Origin of the sequence: Comamonas aquatica NBRC 14918 (assembly GCF_000739875.1) — a bacterium.
GTDB lineage: Bacteria > Pseudomonadota > Gammaproteobacteria > Burkholderiales > Burkholderiaceae_C > Comamonas > Comamonas aquatica.
Genome location: NZ_BBJR01000037.1, coordinates 23055 through 40971, shown reverse-complemented (window position 1 = coordinate 40971; position 17917 = coordinate 23055). Strand labels below are relative to the sequence as shown.

18 protein-coding genes are annotated in these 17917 nt (G+C 66.0%); 14 read left to right on the top strand and 4 right to left on the bottom strand.

Features of this window, described 5'->3' with window-relative positions:
- Positions 1-20: 20 nt before the first annotated feature.
- The 4 genes from cyoB to CA2_RS07030 are packed head-to-tail and all read left to right on the top strand — an operon-like array spanning position 21 to position 3809.
- On the top strand, positions 21-1958 hold the full coding sequence (cyoB, locus tag CA2_RS07045; protein ID WP_245620904.1) for a cytochrome o ubiquinol oxidase subunit I: 1938 nt from the start codon (positions 21-23) through the stop codon (positions 1956-1958).
- The gene (gene cyoC, locus CA2_RS07040) at positions 1951-2565 is read left to right on the top strand and encodes a cytochrome o ubiquinol oxidase subunit III (protein WP_042414457.1); all 615 of its coding nucleotides are present in this window, start codon (positions 1951-1953) and stop codon (positions 2563-2565) included. Before cyoB ends, cyoC begins: the two co-directional genes overlap by 8 nt.
- Positions 2566-3030, top strand: coding sequence for a cytochrome o ubiquinol oxidase subunit IV (cyoD, locus tag CA2_RS07035; RefSeq protein WP_042414455.1), 465 nt, complete (start codon positions 2566-2568; stop codon positions 3028-3030).
- Between the two features lie 2 nt (positions 3031-3032).
- A complete protein-coding gene (locus CA2_RS07030) occupies positions 3033-3809 on the top strand; it encodes an SURF1 family protein (RefSeq protein WP_042414451.1) in 777 nt (258 codons plus the stop codon).
- A gap of 599 nt (positions 3810-4408) precedes the next feature.
- Here CA2_RS07030 and cyoE read toward each other — a convergent pair.
- From cyoE to CA2_RS07010, 4 genes are all read right to left on the bottom strand, one after another.
- The gene (gene cyoE / locus CA2_RS07025; RefSeq protein ID WP_042414447.1) at positions 4409-5311 is read right to left on the bottom strand and encodes a heme o synthase; all 903 of its coding nucleotides are present in this window, start codon (positions 5309-5311) and stop codon (positions 4409-4411) included.
- The gene (locus CA2_RS07020; RefSeq protein WP_042414444.1) at positions 5308-6483 is read right to left on the bottom strand and encodes a COX15/CtaA family protein; all 1176 of its coding nucleotides are present in this window, start codon (positions 6481-6483) and stop codon (positions 5308-5310) included. Before CA2_RS07020 ends, cyoE begins: the two co-directional genes overlap by 4 nt.
- 375 nt (positions 6484-6858) lie before the next feature.
- The gene (locus CA2_RS07015; protein ID WP_042414606.1) at positions 6859-7551 is read right to left on the bottom strand and encodes an HAD family hydrolase; all 693 of its coding nucleotides are present in this window, start codon (positions 7549-7551) and stop codon (positions 6859-6861) included.
- Positions 7552-7605: 54 nt separating this feature from the next.
- Positions 7606-8016, bottom strand: a complete 411-nt coding sequence (locus CA2_RS07010; RefSeq protein ID WP_042414602.1) for a YchJ family protein — start codon at positions 8014-8016, stop codon at positions 7606-7608.
- 124 nt (positions 8017-8140) lie between these two features.
- Here CA2_RS07010 and CA2_RS07005 point away from each other — a divergent pair, with 124 nt between their 5' ends.
- The 10 genes from CA2_RS07005 (at position 8141) to CA2_RS06960 (ending at position 17914) form a co-directional block, all read left to right on the top strand.
- Positions 8141-8560: a MerR family transcriptional regulator gene (locus CA2_RS07005; RefSeq protein ID WP_042414599.1), complete on the top strand. Its 420-nt coding sequence runs from the start codon at positions 8141-8143 to the stop codon at positions 8558-8560.
- A gap of 51 nt (positions 8561-8611) precedes the next feature.
- Positions 8612-9055, top strand: a complete 444-nt coding sequence (locus tag CA2_RS07000) for a PaaI family thioesterase (RefSeq protein WP_042414441.1) — start codon at positions 8612-8614, stop codon at positions 9053-9055.
- Positions 9056-9111: 56 nt separating this feature from the next.
- Positions 9112-10293 carry an isovaleryl-CoA dehydrogenase gene (locus CA2_RS06995; protein ID WP_042414438.1) on the top strand — a complete coding sequence of 394 codons (1182 nt, stop codon included), beginning with the start codon at positions 9112-9114 and terminating at the stop codon, positions 10291-10293.
- A 55-nt stretch (positions 10294-10348) separates the two neighbouring features.
- Positions 10349-11011, top strand: a complete 663-nt coding sequence (gene can / locus CA2_RS06990) for a carbonate dehydratase (RefSeq protein WP_042414435.1) — start codon at positions 10349-10351, stop codon at positions 11009-11011.
- A 61-nt stretch (positions 11012-11072) separates the two neighbouring features.
- Positions 11073-12881 (top strand): bifunctional isocitrate dehydrogenase kinase/phosphatase, encoded by a 1809-nt coding sequence (gene aceK / locus CA2_RS06985; RefSeq protein ID WP_042414431.1) that lies wholly within the window; start codon positions 11073-11075, stop codon positions 12879-12881.
- 39 nt (positions 12882-12920) lie between these two features.
- Positions 12921-14111 carry an acetyl-CoA C-acyltransferase gene (locus CA2_RS06980; RefSeq protein WP_042414596.1) on the top strand — a complete coding sequence of 397 codons (1191 nt, stop codon included), beginning with the start codon at positions 12921-12923 and terminating at the stop codon, positions 14109-14111.
- A gap of 128 nt (positions 14112-14239) precedes the next feature.
- Complete coding sequence (locus CA2_RS06975; protein WP_042414428.1) at positions 14240-15337, top strand: hypothetical protein; 1098 nt, start codon at positions 14240-14242, stop codon at positions 15335-15337.
- Positions 15334-15960, top strand: coding sequence for a pyridoxamine 5'-phosphate oxidase family protein (locus CA2_RS06970; RefSeq protein WP_042414423.1), 627 nt, complete (start codon positions 15334-15336; stop codon positions 15958-15960). The genes CA2_RS06975 and CA2_RS06970 overlap by 4 nt, the downstream gene beginning before the upstream one ends.
- Before the next feature lie 45 nt (positions 15961-16005).
- Positions 16006-16668 carry an SDR family oxidoreductase gene (locus CA2_RS06965; RefSeq protein ID WP_042414420.1) on the top strand — a complete coding sequence of 221 codons (663 nt, stop codon included), beginning with the start codon at positions 16006-16008 and terminating at the stop codon, positions 16666-16668.
- 115 nt (positions 16669-16783) lie between these two features.
- Positions 16784-17914, top strand: coding sequence for an acyl-CoA dehydrogenase family protein (locus CA2_RS06960; protein ID WP_042414417.1), 1131 nt, complete (start codon positions 16784-16786; stop codon positions 17912-17914).
- The last annotated feature ends 3 nt before the right edge of the window (positions 17915-17917 follow it).

Here is a 17917-nt window from a genome sequence, read left to right as displayed (position 1 = left end):
TCAGCTGGGACTCCATACCGATGGCGCATGAGCCCATCGTGCTGTGGACCTTTATTGCCGTGGTGCTCGGCGGCCTCGTGATGATGGCCGCACTGACCAAGTTCAAGCTGTGGGGTCCCCTGTGGCGCGACTGGATCTGCTCGATCGACCACAAGAAGATCGGCATCATGTACATCATCCTGGGTATCGTCATGCTGCTGCGCGGCTTTGCCGACGCGGTGATGATGCGTATCCAGCAGGCCATGGCCTTTGGTGACAACCTGGGCTACCTGCCTCCACACCACTACGACCAGATCTTCACCGCGCACGGCGTGATCATGATCTTCTTCGTGGCCATGCCCTTGGTCACGGGTTTCATGAACTACCTGATCCCGCTGCAGATCGGTGCGCGCGACGTGTCGTTCCCCTTCCTGAACAACTTCTCGTTCTGGATGACCACCACCGGCGCCGTGCTGGTGATGGTGTCGCTGTTCCTGGGTGAGTTCTCGACCTCCGGCTGGCTGGCGCTGTCCAATCTGGGCAACCAGAATCCGGGTGTGGGTCTGGACTACTACATCTGGGCGCTGCAGCTGTCGGGTGTGGGCACCACGCTGTCGGGTATCAACCTGATCGTGACCATCATCAAGATGCGTGCCCCCGGCATGAACCTGATGAAGATGCCTGTGTTCGTGTGGACCTCGCTGTGCACCAACGCGCTGATCGTCGCCTCGTTCCCGATCCTGACCGCAGCCCTGGTGCTGATGTCCATGGACCGCTACTTCGGCACGCAGTTCTTCACGAACGAGCTGGGCGGCAACCCCATGCTGTACGTGAACCTGATCTGGATCTGGGGCCACCCTGAGGTCTACATCCTGGTGCTGCCTGTCTTCGGCATCTTCTCCGAAATCGTGGCGACCTACTCCAAGAAGCGCCTGTTCGGCTACACCTCCATGGTGTACGCGACCGTGTGTATCACCGTGCTGTCCTGGCTGGTGTGGCTGCACCACTTCTTCACCATGGGGTCCGGCGCAGCGGTGAATACCTTCTTCGGTATCACCACGATGATCATCTCGATCCCCACGGGCGCGAAGATCTTCAACTGGCTGTTCACCATGTACAAGGGCCGCATTGCCTTCAAGCCGCCCATGATGTGGACGGTGGGCTTCATGTGCACCTTCGCCATCGGCGGTATGACCGGCGTGCTGCTGGCTGTGCCTCCTGCCGACTTCGTGCTGCACAACTCGCTGTTCCTGATCGCCCACTTCCACAACGTGATCATCGGCGGCGTGGTGTTCGGTCTGCTGGCCGGTATCAACTACTGGTTCCCCAAGGCCTTCGGCTACCGCCTCAACGAGTTCTGGGGCAAGGTGTCCTTCTGGTGCTGGCTGGTTGGCTTCTGGGTCGCCTTCACACCGCTGTACATCCTGGGCCTGATGGGCGTGACCCGCCGCGTGAGCCATTTCGATGACCAATCGCTGCAGATCTGGTTCGTGATCGCTGCCGTTGGTGTGGCCATCATCGCCTGCGGTATCGGTGCTTTCCTGCTGCAACTGGTGGTGTCCTACTTCCAGCGCGACAAGCTGCGTGACGTGACGGGCGACCCCTGGGGTGGCCGTACCCTGGAGTGGGCGACTTCCTCGCCACCTCCCGCGTACAACTTCGCCAAGACCCCCGTGGTGTACGACATCGACGCCTGGTGGGACATGAAGAAGCACGGCTATCAGCGTCCGCTGAACGGCTTCGAAGACCTGCACATGCCCAAGAACACGGGCGCCGGCTTCGTGATCTCCATGATCGCCATGGTGCTGGGCTTTGCGCTGATCTGGCACATCTGGTGGCTGGCCGTGGTGTCCTTCGCCGGCATGATCCTGGCTTCGATCATCCACACCTTCAACTACAACCGCGACTACTACATCCCTGCAGCTGAAGTGCAGGCGACGGAAGACGCACGTACTGAACAGCTCGCACGCCATGTCTAATATTTCCATCCAAGCGGGTCAGCGCGAGTACCACCCCGCGCACGAGCCCCATCCCGAGAACGGCACTTCGCTGGGCTTCTGGCTGTACCTGATGAGCGACTGCCTCATCTTTGCAGCCCTGTTCGCCACCTTCGGCGTGCTGGGTCGCAGCTACGCCGGCGGCCCCACGGGCGCCGAGCTGTTCGACCTGAAGCTGGTGGCCCTGAACACGGCCTTCCTGCTGATCTCGTCGATCACTTTCGGCTTTGCGCTGATCCAGAAGCAAAAGGGCAACCTGAAGGGCACCCTGACCTGGCTGGCCATCACCGGCCTGTTCGGTCTGGCCTTCCTGGCGGTGGAACTGTATGAGTTCGCGCACCTGATGCACGAAGGCCTGACACCCCAGTCCAGCGCCTTCGGCTCGGCCTTCTTCACCCTGGTGGGCACCCACGGTTTGCACGTGACCTTCGGCCTGATCTGGCTGATCGTGCTGATGATCCAGCTGGGCAAGCATGGCCTGACCCGTGAAAACAACCGCCGCCTGATGTGCCTGTCGATGTTCTGGCACTTCTTGGATGTGGTCTGGATCGGTGTGTTCACCTTTGTGTATTTGATGGGGGTGCTGTAAATGAGCGCGCATGATCTGCATGCTGGTCACGACGACCACCACGGTGAGGAAGAGATTCACGTCACCACTGGCGGCTACGTCACCGGCTTTATCCTGGCGGTCATCCTGACCGTGATCCCCTTCTGGCTGGTCATGGCCAAGGTGATCGACAACCGTGCCACCGCCGCAATGGTGCTGGGCCTGTTTGCCGCCGTGCAGGTGGTGGTCCACATGTACTTCTTCCTGCACATGAACGGCAAGATCCAGGGCGGCTGGACCATGCTGTCCACCATCTTCTCGGTGGTCTTCGTGGCCATCACCCTGGCGGGTACCTTGTGGGTCATGTTCCACATGAACACCAACATGATGCCCAGCCACACCGACCTGCCTCCGGTGGACCAGCCCGCGGTCGCGGCGCCGGCCCCTGCGGCCGTGCAACCCGCGGCAGAACCTGCCGCCGCACACAGTGGCCACAGCAGCAACTGAACATGACGGTTGACACCACGAGGGCGCCCCGGCGCTCTCGCTCCACCTTCGTGAAGGCGGTGCTCGCGCTAGCGGGCATCGCCCTTTTTATTTCCTTCCTCAGCCTGGGCACCTGGCAGGTGCAGCGCCGCGCCTGGAAGCTGGACCTGATCGAGCGGGTCAACACCCGCGTGCACAGCGCCCCCGTGCCGGTGCCGGCCGCGGCGGCCTGGCCGCAGGTGCAGCCGTCCACGCATGAATACCTGCCCGTGCAGGCCCAGGGCCAGTGGATGGAAGGGCGCAGCGTGCTGACCCAGGCCGTGACCGAGCTGGGCGCCGGCTTCTGGCTGCTGACGCCGCTGCAGCAGGCCGACGGCAGCCAGTTGCTGGTGAACCGCGGCTTTGTGCCTGCGGAGCAGCGCAAGGACTTCGCGGACCGGGTTGCCGCCGCACCGCGGGAGGCTGCGGGCGCGACCGTGACGGTGGAAGGCCTGCTGCGCTTTTCCGAGCCCAAGGGCGGCTTCATGCGGGACAACGTGCCTGCGGAAGACCGCTGGCATTCGCGCGATGTGCAGGCGATCGCCCAGGACAAGGGCCTGCAGCAGGTGGCTCCGTTCTTTGTCGACCAGGGTCTGCCTGGCGCCGCCGTGGCGGCCACCTGGCCACGGCCGGGGATGACGGTGATCCAGTTCACCAACACCCATGCGGTCTATGCGCTGACCTGGTACGGCCTGGCCCTGATGGTGGTCGGCGCGGCCTGGCTGGTGGTGCGCCACGAGCGGCGCAAACGGTCGTCCTGAGTGGGGCGGCCTGGAACGACCCGGATCCTTCCGACGGGAGCCTAGCTCCCCGTTCCCTCCAAGGCCGCGCATGCGGCCTTTGTTTTTTTTTGCATAGCAGCCTGCGCAGGTTGGACGGGCGCTGCAGGCCTTTTGGGCTGAAATGTGGGCGGTGTGACGCCATCGATGTAGTGCCTGGTCCGGAAGTGGGTCGCGGCGCAGGTGCACGGCCGTCGCCCCCCAACAAGGCCGTGATGGCGGCCTAGGGAGATCTGGGCTTGGTGGTGTGCCACGAGCGGCGCAAACGGCCGTCCTGAGCGGGGCGGTCTGCACCGACCCAGCTCCTTTCGGCGGGAGTCCTACTCCCACCCACTCCAAGGCCGCGCATGTGGCCTTTTTTGCATAGCAACCTGCGTAGGCTGGACGCCCGTTGTAGGTCTTTTTGGTTGAAATGTGGCGGTGTGACCTAGCCGAGGGAGCTCCGTGCCTGGAGGTGGTGCGTGGCACGGGTGGGAGGCTGCCACCAAAAAACAAGGCCGCAATGGCGGCCTTGGGGGGGCAGGTTGGGCGCGCAGCCCGCGTGGGCTAGACAGAGGCGTGGAGCGCCGTTAGCGGGGCGCTCAGGTCACCAGGTAGTGGTCGATCAGCAGGGCGGCAAACACGCCGCTCAGGTGGATCAGCGAGAAGCGGAAGGTCTTGCGCGCCAGGGCGTCCGAATAGTGCATCCACAGGCGCAGCGCATACCAGCTGAAGCCCAGGCACAGCGCCGAGGCCACGGTGAAGTACAGCCAGCCGCTCATGCCGAAGATCACCGGCAGCAGGCAGCCGGCAAACAGCACCAGGGTGTACAGCAGGATCTGCAGCTGGGTGTACTTGGCGCCGTGCGTCACAGGCAGCATGGGCAGGCCGGACTTGCGGTAGTCGTCCACACGGTACAGCGCCAGGGCCCAGAAGTGCGGGGGCGTCCACAGGAAGATGATGAGGAACAGGATCAGCGCCTCGGGGTTGACCTGGCCGGTCATGGCCGCCCAGCCCAGCACGGGGGGCATGGCGCCCGAGGCGCCGCCGATGACGATGTTCTGCGGCGTGGCGGGCTTGAGCACCACGGTGTAGATCACGGCATAGCCGATGAAGGTGGCCAGCGTCAGCCACATGGTCAGGGTGTTGGTGAAGGCCAGCAGGATGGCCGCACCGGCCGTGCACAGGATGGCGGAGAAGGCCAGGGCCTGCTGGGGCGTCAGATCGCCCTTGGCCGTGGGGCGCCAGCTGGTGCGCTTCATGCGCGCATCGATGTGGCGCTCGACCAGGCAGTTGAAGGCCGCCGCCGCCGCCGACACCAGCCAGATGCCCAGGCAGGCCACGGCCATGTCGCCCAGCTGCTGGAACGTCGGCACGCCTGGGATGGCCAGGACCATGCCGATCAGGGCGCAGAACACGATCAGCTGCACCACGCGGGGCTTGGTCAGCGCGTAAAACTGGCTCCAGCGCGAGCCTTGGGTGTCACTCAAAGTCTGTGCAGTCATGCCACAACTCTCCGTGCGCCGTGGGGCGCCTGTGTATCGTCTTGCAGCGCGGGTGCGCTGTGGGTGCGGGTGGCGGCCAGGGCCCAGGTCATCACCGTGACCAAGGCGGCCGCGCCGCCGGTGTGCAGCACGGCGGCCACCAGGGGCCAGTCCAGCACCACGTTGGACAGGCCCGTCAGAAATTGCAGGCCGATCAGGCCCAGCAGCCAGCGGCCCTGGCCGGCCAGGGCCGGCTGCCTGCGCATCGCCAGGGCCACGGCGACCACGGCCGCGATCACCCCATAGGCTGCCAGACGGTGGACGTAGTGGATGGCGGTCAGCGCCGCGAAACTGATGTGGCTGCCGTCGGACAGCAGGCCCAGCGGGCGCCAGATCTCGAACGCCTGGGCAAAATCCATCGTCGGCCACCACTGGCCGTTGCAGTCCGGGAAGGTGGAGCAGGCCAGCACGGCGTAGTTGGTGCTGACCCAGCCGCCCAGGGCCACCTGGGCGAACAGCAGCGCCAGACAGGCCCACAGCGCCGCGCGCAGCGTGCCCGGAATAGGGGCGGGGGGCTGGCGCAGCACGGCCTGCTGGTGGCCCACGGCCTGCACGCACAGCAGCACCAGCAGCAGCAGGCCGCCCAGCAGGTGCAAGGTGACGATGGCCGGGAACAGCTTCATGGTCACCGTCAGCGCGCCGAAGGCGCCCTGGATCAGCACCCACACCAGCGTGGCCGTCGCCCACCAGGGGTGGCGCGGGCCGTGCAGCGGGGCCTTGCGGTGCTCGCGCCAGGCCAGCAGCACCAGGGCGATGATGAGCACGCCCACGGTGGTGGCCAGGTAGCGGTGGATCATCTCGATCCAGGCCTTGCTGAAGGTCACCGGCCCGGTGGGCATGTCGGTCTGGGCGGCGGTGATCTCGGCGTGCGCGCCCAGGGGGCTGGTGTTGCCGTAGCAACCCGGCCAGTCGGGGCAGCCCAGGCCGGAATCGGTCAGTCGCGTGAAGGCGCCGAACAGCACCAGGTCGAAGGTCAGGAACAGGGTCAGCAGGCCCAGGGCCTGCAGGCGGCGGGCAGGGCCGGCGCCGCGGTTGCGGTGCCAGACCCACAGCAGCGGGGCCAGGGCGATGACGGCGCCCAGGGCCATGAGTTCAAGCAGCGGCGCTAAATCGTAAAGAGGCTGTTCGCCCATCAGCACTCCTCAACAAGCATTGGCTGAAACATGTCCGACGAAGATTGGCACAGACCCGCATCCACAGGGCGGGCAGACGGCGCATCGCCGTGGGGCCAGGGGCCCAGGCCGTGTCGCCAGGGCGGGGCCGGGGGCGATCGGTCTGCCAGCATGGGGCACAGATTTGCATGCCCCCCGGGGTACGCCAATCCGGCAAAACCTTGATCTGGCGCAGATTCTATATTTCAGCCCTGTGCTCTGCAGGGCAAACCCGCAAAGCCGCCCCTGTGGCATGAGGGCATAGCATGAAAAGGTGAGCGCATGGCGCTGGCTGTATCGGTGTTCCGATGGTAAATGACTGCGAAATGCTGATTCAGCGTGCGCAGCCTGCTCTTGTTATTGCGGTGCCTGTGCGGCCGCCAGCGCCTGGGCCAGCAAGGCGGGCAGGTCGGCCATGTGGTCGAACACCCGCACGGCACCGGCAGCCAGCAACGCCTCGGGCGTGGTGTGGGCGTTGACCCGCGGGCAGTAGCCCCAGACCGTGGCGCCGGCGCGCACGCCCGCCGTCAGGCCGGGCACGGAATCCTCGATCACCAGGCAGCGCTCGGGGGGCACGCCCACGGCGGCTGCGGCGGCCAGGTAGACATCGGGCCAGGGCTTGGTGCGTGGCAGGTCGTGGCCGCTGAAGACGTGGCCGCCGAAGTAGGGCAGCAGGCCGACCTTGTCGAGCTGCATCAGCACCTTGGGCTTGTCCGCGCCGCTGGCCACGGCGATGCGGCCCTGCAGCTGGGCGTGCACGCCGCGCACGGCGTCCACGGCGCCGTCGATGGCCACCAGTTCGGCGCGCAGGCGCTGGTTGCGGCGTTCATAGAACGCGGCCATCCAGGCGTCGGTCAGGGGCTTGCCGGTTTCGGCCTCGATGCGGGCGGTCTCGCTGCGCACCGTCTTGCCGATGAAGATGCGCATGCAGTCGTCCTCGGACAGCGTCCAGCCCGATTCGTTGAGCATGGCGTGCAGCACGCGGTTGGTGATGAGTTCGCTGTCGACCAGGACGCCGTCGCAGTCGAACAAGATGGCTTCAAAAGACATGGCTGTCAGCGCAGGCAGCACCTGCGTGCAAAGGGTAAAAGGCTGGGGTTTGCATCAGAACTGGTCGCCGTCCACATAGAACCAGCGGCCGTCTTCGCAGACGAAGCGGCTGCGCTCGTGCAGCCGCACGGCCCGCCCGCCGACGCGAAAGCGCGCGACAAACTCGACCTCGGCCGTGGCCGCGCCCGTCGGCTGAAAGGCCTTGACCTGCAGGCCCAGCCATTTGGCTCCAGCCTCGAAGTCCAGCGTCGCGGGGCGCTGGCTGGGGTGCCAGGTGGCCAGCAGGTAGGGCGCGTTTTCGGTCACGAAGGCGCTGTAGCGTGAGCGCATCAGGTGCTCGGCATCGGGGGCCGGGGCCGTGTCGAAGTGTTCCACAAAGCGGGCGCAGCAATCGGCATAGGCCACGGGCAGACCTTGGGCGGTGGTGCGTCCACAGGGACAGGCGGCGTGGGGCGACAGGGGCATGGGCAACGGCGAGGGTTCGGGCAGGCGCCGCACGGGCGGCAAGGCCGTGATTTTCGGCCAAAAACCCCGCGTACGCAGGGCATGGTTGTGTCTGACGTTGACGTGCACGTCAATAATGCAGGCCATGAGCAAGACCACCCAGGCCCCTGTGGCCTATTCCATCAGCGATCTGGCGCAGGAATTCGACCTGACCACCCGCGCCATCCGCTTCTACGAAGACATGGGGCTGTTGCAGCCCACGCGCCAGGGTTCGGGCGGGCGCACCCGCGTCTACAGCCCGCGCGACCGCACGCGCCTGCGCCTGATCCTGCGTGGCAAGCGCCTCGGGCTGTCGCTGGTGGAGGCCAAGGAAATCATCGATCTGTACGACAGTCCGCGCGACACCCATGTGCAACTAGAGCGCTTTCTGGAAGTGCTGGGCAACCACCGCCGACAGCTGGAGGCGCGCATGGAAGACCTGCAGGCCACGCTGGACGAAGTCTGCGCCCAGGAAAAAGAGGCCAAGTCGCTGTTGCGCAAGCTGCCCAAGGCCAAGACGTCATAATTGACGTTAACGTAAAAGGAATGGAAAATTCCGCACAGCCAAGGAGACAACATGGCCCAGACCGACAGCCTGCAGCGTGTGCGGGACAGCTTTGCACTGCAGGGCGCCATGAGCACGCTGGGGGCGCAACTCACCCACCTGGCGCCGGGCGCGGTGGACATCAGCTTTGACTGGGCCCCGGGCCTGACGCAGCAGCACGGCTTCATCCACGCCGGCATGTTGTCGGCTGCGTTGGATTCCGCCTGCGGCTATGCCGGCTTCAGCCTGATGCCGGAAGACGCCGGGGTGCTGACCATCGAATTCAAGATCAACCTGCTGGCGCCCGCCAAGGGGCAGCGCTTTCGCTGCGAAGGCCGGGTGCTCAAGCCCGGGCGCACCATCGTCCTGGCCGAAGGCCGGGCCTTTGCCCTCGACGGCGGACAGGAAAAACTCTGCGCCACCATGCACTGCACGCTGATGGCGGTGCAGGGGCGCCCAGGGATTGCGGGCAAATAGGCGGCACCGATCGCCAGCCCCGGCACAGACACCGATACACACAAGGAGACACCACCATGAGCCAACTGCCAGGACTGAACTTCCAGCTGGGTGAAGACATTAATGCGCTGCGCGACGCGGTGCGCGAGTTCGCGCAAATCGAGATCGCCCCGCGTGCCGCCGAGATCGATCGCAGCGACCAGTTCCCCATGGACCTGTGGCGCAAGTTTGGCGAGCTGGGCGTGCTGGGCATCACCGTGCCCGAGCAGTACGGTGGTGCCGACATGGGCTATCTGGCGCACATGGTGGCCATGGAGGAAATCTCGCGCGCCAGCGCCTCGGTGGGTCTGTCGTATGGTGCGCACAGCAACCTGTGCGTGAACCAGATCAACCGCAACGGCAACGCCGCGCAGAAGGCCAAGTACCTGCCCAAGCTGATCAGCGGCGAGCATGTGGGCGCGCTGGCCATGAGCGAGCCGGGCGCGGGCTCCGACGTAATCAGCATGAAGCTCAAGGCCGAGGACAAGGGCGGCTACTACCTGCTCAACGGCAACAAGATGTGGATCACCAACGGCCCCGATGCCGACACCCTGGTGGTCTACGCCAAGAGCGAAGCCGAGCTGGGCGCGCGCGGTGTGACGGCGTTCCTGATCGAGAAGGGCATGCCCGGTTTCTCAATCGCACAGAAGCTGGACAAGCTGGGCATGCGCGGCAGTCACACCGGCGAGCTGGTGTTCCAGAACGTGGAAGTGCCCGCTGAGAACGTGCTGGGCCAGGTCAACGGTGGCGCCAAGGTGCTGATGAGCGGCCTGGACTACGAGCGCGCCGTGCTGACCGGTGGCCCGCTGGGCATCATGCAGAGCGTGATGGACAACGTCGTGCCCTACATCCACGACCGCAAGCAGTTCGGCCAGAGCATTGGCGAGTTCCAGCTCATCCAGGGCAAGGTGGCCGACATGTACACCGTGCTGCAGGCGGGTCGTTCCTTCGCCTATACCGTGGCCAAGAACCTGGACATGCTGGGCACCGACCACGTGCGCCAGGTGCGCAAGGACTGCGCCAGCGTGATCCTGTGGTGCGCCGAGAAGGCCACCTGGATGGCCGGCGAAGGCGTGCAAATCTATGGTGGCAATGGGTATATCAACGAGTACCCGCTGGGCCGTCTGTGGCGGGATGCGAAACTCTACGAAATTGGCGCCGGCACCAGCGAAATCCGCCGCATGCTGATCGGCCGCGAACTGTTCGCGGAGACCTGCTGACGGAACGGATGGCGCGCCTGCGCATGTTTCACGCAACCTAGAAAAGGAAGGCCACATGACCACTACCTCCATCGATGACCTGTTTGTGCACAACAAGGAATGGGCTGCCCAGATGGAGCGCGACCGCCCCGGGTTCTTCACCGGGCTGATGTCGCAGCAAAAACCCAAGTACATGTGGATTGGTTGCTCGGACAGCCGCGTGCCTGCCAACCAGATTACCGGGCTGGAGCCGGGTGAAGTCTTTGTGCACCGCAACGTGGCCAACGTGGTGGTGCCCAGCGACCTGAACTGCCTGTCCACCATCCAGTACTCGGTCGACCACCTCAAGGTCGAGCACCTGATGGTCGTGGGCCACTATGGCTGTGGCGGCGTGCTGGCGGCACTGGAAGGCATCCGCCTGGGCCTGGCCGACAACTGGACCCGCCATGTGCGCGACGTGCGCGACAAGCACTATGACCTGATCAAGGCCACGCCCGTGCAGTACCGCCACGACGTGCTGTGCGAGCTGAACGCCATCGAGCAGGTGATGAACGTGGCGCAGAGCACCGTGATGCAGGACGCCTGGGCCCGCGGCCAGAGCGTGTCGCTGCACGGCTGGTGCTACAGCCTGAAGAACGGCCACATCACCAACCTGGAGATGACCGTCCCCGGCGTCGGTGGCCTGCATGAAATCCACCAGCGCGCTGTGCAGCTGGTGGCCGAGCGCCAGCGTGACTGAACGGCGGGCAAGTGGCCGGCCCCGGGCCCTGCGCCTGGGGCGTATTAGCGTGCGTTGAGCCATGTTTCCCCAGCAGCTGGACGCTCCCCAGGCCTTTGGCATCGCCCAGGCGATGATGGATGGCTTTGACCGCCATTACCGCCTGTTTCGGGCTGAATCGGCCCGCGCCAAGCGCCGTTTCGAACAGGCCGACTGGAGCGGCCAGCAGACCGCGCAACGCGAGCGCATCGCGTTCTACGATCTGCGCGTTACCGAGTGCGTGCAGCGGCTGGAGACCGAGTTCCACGCCGGCCTGCTGCCCATGCCGGTGTGGCAGCAGGTCAAGCTGCACTACATCGGCCTGATGGTGGAGCACCTGCAGCCGGAGCTGGCGGAGACCTTCTTCAACTCCGTCACCACCAAGATCCTGCACCGCACCCACTTCCACAACGATTTCATCTTCGTGCGGCCGGCCGTCAGCACCGAGTACCTGGAGAGCCGGGACCCGGACGATGCGCCCACGTACCGTGCCTATTACCCCGGATTGCTGGACGCCTTGCCGCAGGCACTGCAGGCCCTGGTGCAGCAGCTGCAGCTGCAAGCCCCGTTCGAGGATCTTGCCCGCGACATCGCCGTGCTGGCCGCTCGCATGCGCGAGCGCTTGGCGGGCCTGACACTGCGGGCCAACTTCCAGATCCAGGTGCTGTCCAGCCTGTTCTACCGCAACAAGGGCGCCTACCTGGTGGGCAAGATCATCACCGGCTACACCGAGCTGCCGCTGGCCATTCCCATCGTGCACGGCGCCCAGGGCCAACTGGTGCTGCACGCGGCCTTGTTCGGCGAGGATGACCTGCACGGGCTGTTCAGCTTTGCGCGGGCCTACTTCATGGTCGACATGGCCGTGCCCAGCGCCTACGTGCAGTTTCTGCACGGCCTGATGCCGCGCAAGCCGCGTGGCGAAATCTATAGCGCCCTGGGCTTGGCCAAACAGGGCAAGACCCTGTTTTACCGGGAATTCTTGCACCACCTCAAGCATTCCAGCGACCAGTTCCGCATCGCGCCGGGCATCAAGGGCCTGGTGATGCTGGTGTTCGACCTGCCCAGTTTTCCCTACGTGTTCAAGCTGATCCGCGACCGCTTCCCGGCGCCCAAGGAGACCACGCGCGCCCAGGTCAAGGCCAAGTACCAGCTGGTCAAACAGCACGACCGGGTGGGCCGCATGGCCGACACCATGGAGTACAGCCTGGTAGCCTTCCCGCGCGAGCGCTTCAGCGATGCCCTGCTGGCCGAGCTGCTGGCCCATGCGCCCGAGCAGATCGAGGTCAGCGACAGCGATGGCGACGGGCAGCAGGAAGTCATCATCCGCCACCTCTACATCGAGCGCCGGCTGGTGCCGCTGAACCTGTACCTGCAGGAGTGCTTCGATGCCGGGCTGGAGCAGCCCCGTGCGCGCGCCAACATGGAGCGCTGCGTGATCGAGTACGGCAATGCCATCAAGGACCTGGTGGCGGCCAACATCTTTCCGGGCGACATGCTGTGGAAGAACTTCGGCGTCACCCGCGGCGGCAAGGTGGTGTTCTATGACTACGACGAGATCGAATACCTGACGGACTGCCACTTCCGGGCGGTGCCCTCGGCACGCACCGAAGAGGAAGAAATGAGCGGGGAGATCTGGTGGCGGGTCGGTCCGCACGATGTGTTCCCCGAGACCTTCGGCCCGTTCCTGCTGGGCCATCCTGCCGTGCGCGAGGTGTTTCTGCAGCACCACGCCGACCTGCTGGAGCCGGCCTTCTGGCAGGCGCACCAGGCGCGCATCCAGCAGGGCCACATGCACGACGTTTTCCCGTACGACCCCAGCCGCCAGCTGCATGCGCCGGCGCTGACGTCGTGAACCTTTGGCTTGCAAACTGACATCAACAAGGAGACTTCCATGCCACAACACCAAGACCCCGTCGTCATCGTCAGCGCTGCGCGCACCCCCATGGGCGCGTTCCAGGGCGATTTTTCCGATCTGGCCGCCCACGACCTGGGCGGTGAGGCCATCGCGGCCGCCTTGGCCCGCGCCGGCATCCAGCCCGAGCAGGTCGAGGAAGTGCTGTTCGGCAACTGCCTGATGGCCGGCCAGGGCCAGGCCCCGGCACGCCAGGCTGGCTTCAAGGGCGGCCTGCCGCAAAGCACCGGTGCCGTGACGCTGTCCAAGATGTGCGGCGCCGGCATGGAAGCCACCATCCTGGCCCACGACCAGCTGATTGCCGGCAGCCGTGACGTGATGATCGCCGGGGGCATGGAGAGCATGACCAATGCGCCCTACCTGCTGAAGAAGGGCCGTGCCGGCTACCGCATGGGCCACGACAAGGTCTATGACCACATGATGCTGGACGGCCTGGAAGATGCCTACGAAGCCGGCCGCTCCATGGGCACCTTCGGCGAGGACTGTGCCGCCAAGTACCAGTTCACGCGCGAAGCGCAGGACGCGTTTGCGATTGCCAGCGTGCAGCGCGCGCAGCAAGCCGCCCAGAGCGGTGCCTTCGATGCCGAGATCACCCCCGTCACCGTCAAGACCCGCAAGGGCGATGTGACCATCAGCGTGGACGAAGGCCCGGCCAAGGCCAAGCTGGACAAGATCGGCAGCCTCAAGCCCGCTTTCAAGAAGGACGGCACCATCACCGCCGCTTCCAGCTCCAGCATCAACGACGGCGCTGCCGCCATGGTGCTGATGCGCGAGTCCACGGCCAAGCAACTGGGCTGCAAGCCGCTGGCGCGCATCATGGCGCATGCCACGCACGCCCAGGCGCCCGAGTGGTTCACCACGGCCCCCGTGGGAGCCACCGAGAAAGCGCTGAAGAAGGCCGGCTGGAAGGTCGAGGATGTGGACCTGTGGGAAATCAACGAAGCCTTTGCCGTGGTGCCCATGGCGCTGATGGCCGAGATGAAGGTGCCCCACGACAAGGTCAACGTCCACGGCGGCGCCTGTGCCCTGGGTCACCCGATTGGCGCCAGCGGCGCGCGCATCCTGGTGACGCTGATCCACGCCCTGCAGCGTCATGGCAAGCAGCGCGGCCTGGCCACGTTGTGCATTGGCGGTGGCGAAGGCACGGCCATGGCCATCGAACTGGTCTGAGCGACCGCGGCGGCGCCGTCCCCCGGCGCTGCTGGGCACAGGGCCACAGGGCTTGGCTTACAGTCGGTCCATGTGCCACCGGCCGCGCCCCCACCTTGCGGGGCGCGGCCCTTTTCAGGGTTTTCCGTATGCATGCAGAACTGCCCGAAGACGACCACCCCCCCGCGCCCTTGAGCGCCGCGCAGGTGACCGCCTTCTGGAATGATTTATCCGGCCAGTTGACGGCCCTGGCCGCGCTCGACGGGCGGGCCTTCGTCGAGGCAGCCAACGCGCTGCTGCAGCGCCATGCCCCCGGTCTGTCGCTGGAGCTGGAAGGCACGCCCGGCCAGGACGGCGCCCGCCTGGTGGTCACGGCCCACGGCAACATCGAACACTTTGAGGCGGCGCAGGCCGTGGTGCGCCAGGCCCCGCCGCTGGCGGGCTATGCCGTGCAGGCGTTCCGCAGCCGCGCCGCCGGCAGCAACTTCGCCATGCGCCTGCAGGATTTCGAGCTCTCCTGTGACGATGTGCTGGTGGCCCACTATGACGCGGGCGGCATCATCGGGCTGGCGCTGTCGTTCGCCCAGGCCGTGCCGCCGCAGTTGCAGGAGCAGGCCCGGCACATGGCCTTCATCCTGCTGGACCATGCCCTGGGCGAATGGGATTTCGCCGTGCGCGTGGGGCCGGTGGAATTTGGGGACGCCGAGGCCGATGCAGTCCCGCTGTCGCAGTTCCCCGCCGTGTTCGATGCCTTCCAGCGCGAGGTCCTGGGACGCACCTATGACTTTCCGCAGGAGGAGCAGGACCGCTGGATCTCACTGGAAGTCCGCCCCCGCGATGCCGACGAGGACGGTGCCCCCGATCTGCTGACCTTCCACGACAGCGCCCATGTGTTGGCCACGCGGGCCGACCTGTGCTATCTGATGACGCTGCGGTTCCCGGTGGACAGCCAGGAGAGCCTGGACTGCGCGCGGGCGGCCCAGGACGCGCTGGATGCGCACCTGCTGGGCCAGCAGCGCGGCATCCAGGTCTTCACGCGCATGGAGGGCATGCAGTCCCGCGTGGCGGCCTTCTATGTGGACGACCCGGACGTCGCCGCCGCCTTGGCCCGCCAGCTGGCGGCCGAGCACGCCCCGGGTCTGGACGCCGCACTGGCGCTGGAGTACGCCCCCTCCTGGCGCGAGTACCTGGGCATGTACAGCGCCATCCACCGCCAGGACCGGCGCGCGGCCGAGGAGGTCGCATGATCACCGGCGAAGACCAGTTGCGCCAGTTGTACGCCATGCCGGCCGAGCGGGCCCTGCGCAAGCAGCAGGCTGCGCTGGATGCGCATTGCCAGCGCTTCATCGCGCTGTCGCCGTTGTGCGTGCTGGCCACCGGCGGCGGTGCCGGGGCACTGATGGACGCGTCGCCCCGCGGCGGCGCGCCGGGATTTGTGCACGTGCACGATGCCCAGACCCTGTGGATCCCCGATGCCGGTGGCAACAACCGACTGGACAGCCTGCGCAACCTGCTGCATGACCCGCGCATCGGCCTGCTGTTCATGGTGCCCGGGGTGAACGAAACCCTGCGCATCAATGGCACAGCCCGGCTGCGCGATGAGCCGGCCTGGACCGGGCATTTCGCCGGCGCGCACTTCACCCCCAAGCTGGTGATCGAGGTACAGGTGCGCGAAGCCTATCTGCACTGCGCCAAGGCGCTGATGCGTTCGCGCCTGTGGCAGGCCGAAGCGCAGGTGGAGCGCTCGGCCCTGCCCAGCATGAACCAGATGATCCACGCGCAGATCGGGCTGGACACCCCGCCGGAAAGCCAGGCGGCGATGGAGCAGCGCTACCAGCAGCAGATTGCGGCGGAGCGCACACAGCATTGAACCGGTCCGCCGTGTGCGGCCGTGAACCCAGCGAAAGGGAGTGGTATGGCAGTGATTTTGGTGATGGGGGCTTCGCGCGGCATTGGCCGTGGTCTGGTGCGGGCCTGTGTGGCGCGCGGCGACCGCGTGATCGCCACCGTGCGCCAGCGTGCGGATGGGGAGGCCCTGCGGGCCGAGGGCGCCGAGGTGCTGGTGGTGGACGTGGCCGATCCCGCCAGCGTCAGCGGCCTGGCCTGGCAGCTGGACGGCCAGGAGATCGACTGCGCCTGGTATGTGGCCGGGGTGTGGGATGCCGGCACGGCCGCCCACCCGCCCACCCAGGAACAGTTTGACCGCGTCATGCACACCAATGTGCTGGGCGCCATGCAGGTGCTGCCCCAGGTCATGCCCTGTGTGGAGGCCGCCGGCGGCACCATGGTTTGCATCAGTAGCGAGATGTCGCGTCTGTCGCTGGCCGACGCGGATGCCTGGCTGTACCGCGTCAGCAAGGCGGCGGTGAACATGGTGGTGGCCAGCGCCCAGCCGCAGTGGCCCGGTGCCACGGTGATCGCCATGGACCCGGGCTGGGTGCAGACCGAGATGGGCGGCGCCGCCGCACCGATCACGGTCGAGACCAGCGTGCAGGGCATGCTGGACACGGTCGACCAGCTGACCCTGGAAGACCGGGGCGGTCTGCTGCGCTACAACGGCGAGCGCTGCAAGGGCTGAAAAAGCATAGCTGGCAGCGCAGGATAGACAAGCACTTCAAATACTTTAAGTATTGAAACCAAGCAAGCACCTGCGCTGGCAGCTCTTATTGATATAAAACCAAGGAGACACCCCCATGCTGCTGACCGAAGACCAGCAAATGATCCGCGAGGCCCTGCGCAGCTTTGTGCAGGAGCAGATCACCCCCCACGCCGCGCGCTGGGACAAGGAACACCATTTCCCCCAGGACGTGCACCGCGGCCTGGCGGCGCTGGGCTGCTACGGCATCTGCGTGCCCGAGTCGTACGGCGGCGCCGGCCTGGACTATGTGAGCCTGGCCGTGGTGCTGGAAGAGATCGCCGCCGGTGATGGCGGCACCAGCACCGTGATCAGCGTGACCAACTGCCCGGTCAACGCCATCCTGATGCGCTATGGCAGCGAGGCGCAAAAGCAGCAATGGCTCAAGCCGCTGGCGCAGGGCGACATGCTGGGCGCCTTCTGCCTGACGGAGCCGCATGTCGGCTCGGACGCCTCGGCGCTGCGCACCACGGCCACCCGCGATGGCGGCGATTACGTCATCCAGGGCGTCAAGCAGTTCATCACCAGTGGCAAGAACGGCGATGTGGCGATCGTGATCGCCGTGACCGACAAGGCTGCGGGCAAGAAGGGCATGAGCGCCTTCCTGGTGCCCACCCACACCCCTGGCTATGTGGTGGCGCGGCTGGAGGACAAGCTGGGCCAGCACAGCAGCGACACGGCGCAGATCAATTTTGACCAGTGCCGCATCCCCGCCACCAACCTGATCGGCGCCGAAGGCGAGGGCTACAAGATTGCGCTGAGCGCGCTGGAAGGCGGGCGCATCGGCATCGCCGCCCAAAGCGTGGGCATGGCGCGCGCCGCCTTCGAGTGCGCGCTGCAGTACGCCAAGGAGCGCGAGAGCTTTGGCCAGCCCATCTTCAACCACCAGGCCGTGGGATTCCGGCTGGCCGACTGCGCCACGCAGATCGAGGCGGCACGCCAGCTGATCTGGCATGCGGCCAGCCTGCGCGATGCCGGCCTGCCCTGCCTGAAGGAGGCGGCGATGGCCAAACTGTTCGCCAGCGAGATGGCCGAGCGCGTGTGCAGCGCCGCCATCCAGACCCTGGGCGGCTACGGCGTGGTCAGCGACTTCCCGGTCGAGCGCATCTACCGCGATGTGCGCGTGTGCCAGATCTACGAAGGCACCAGCGATGTGCAGAAGATCCTGATCCAGCGCGCGCTGGCCTGATGT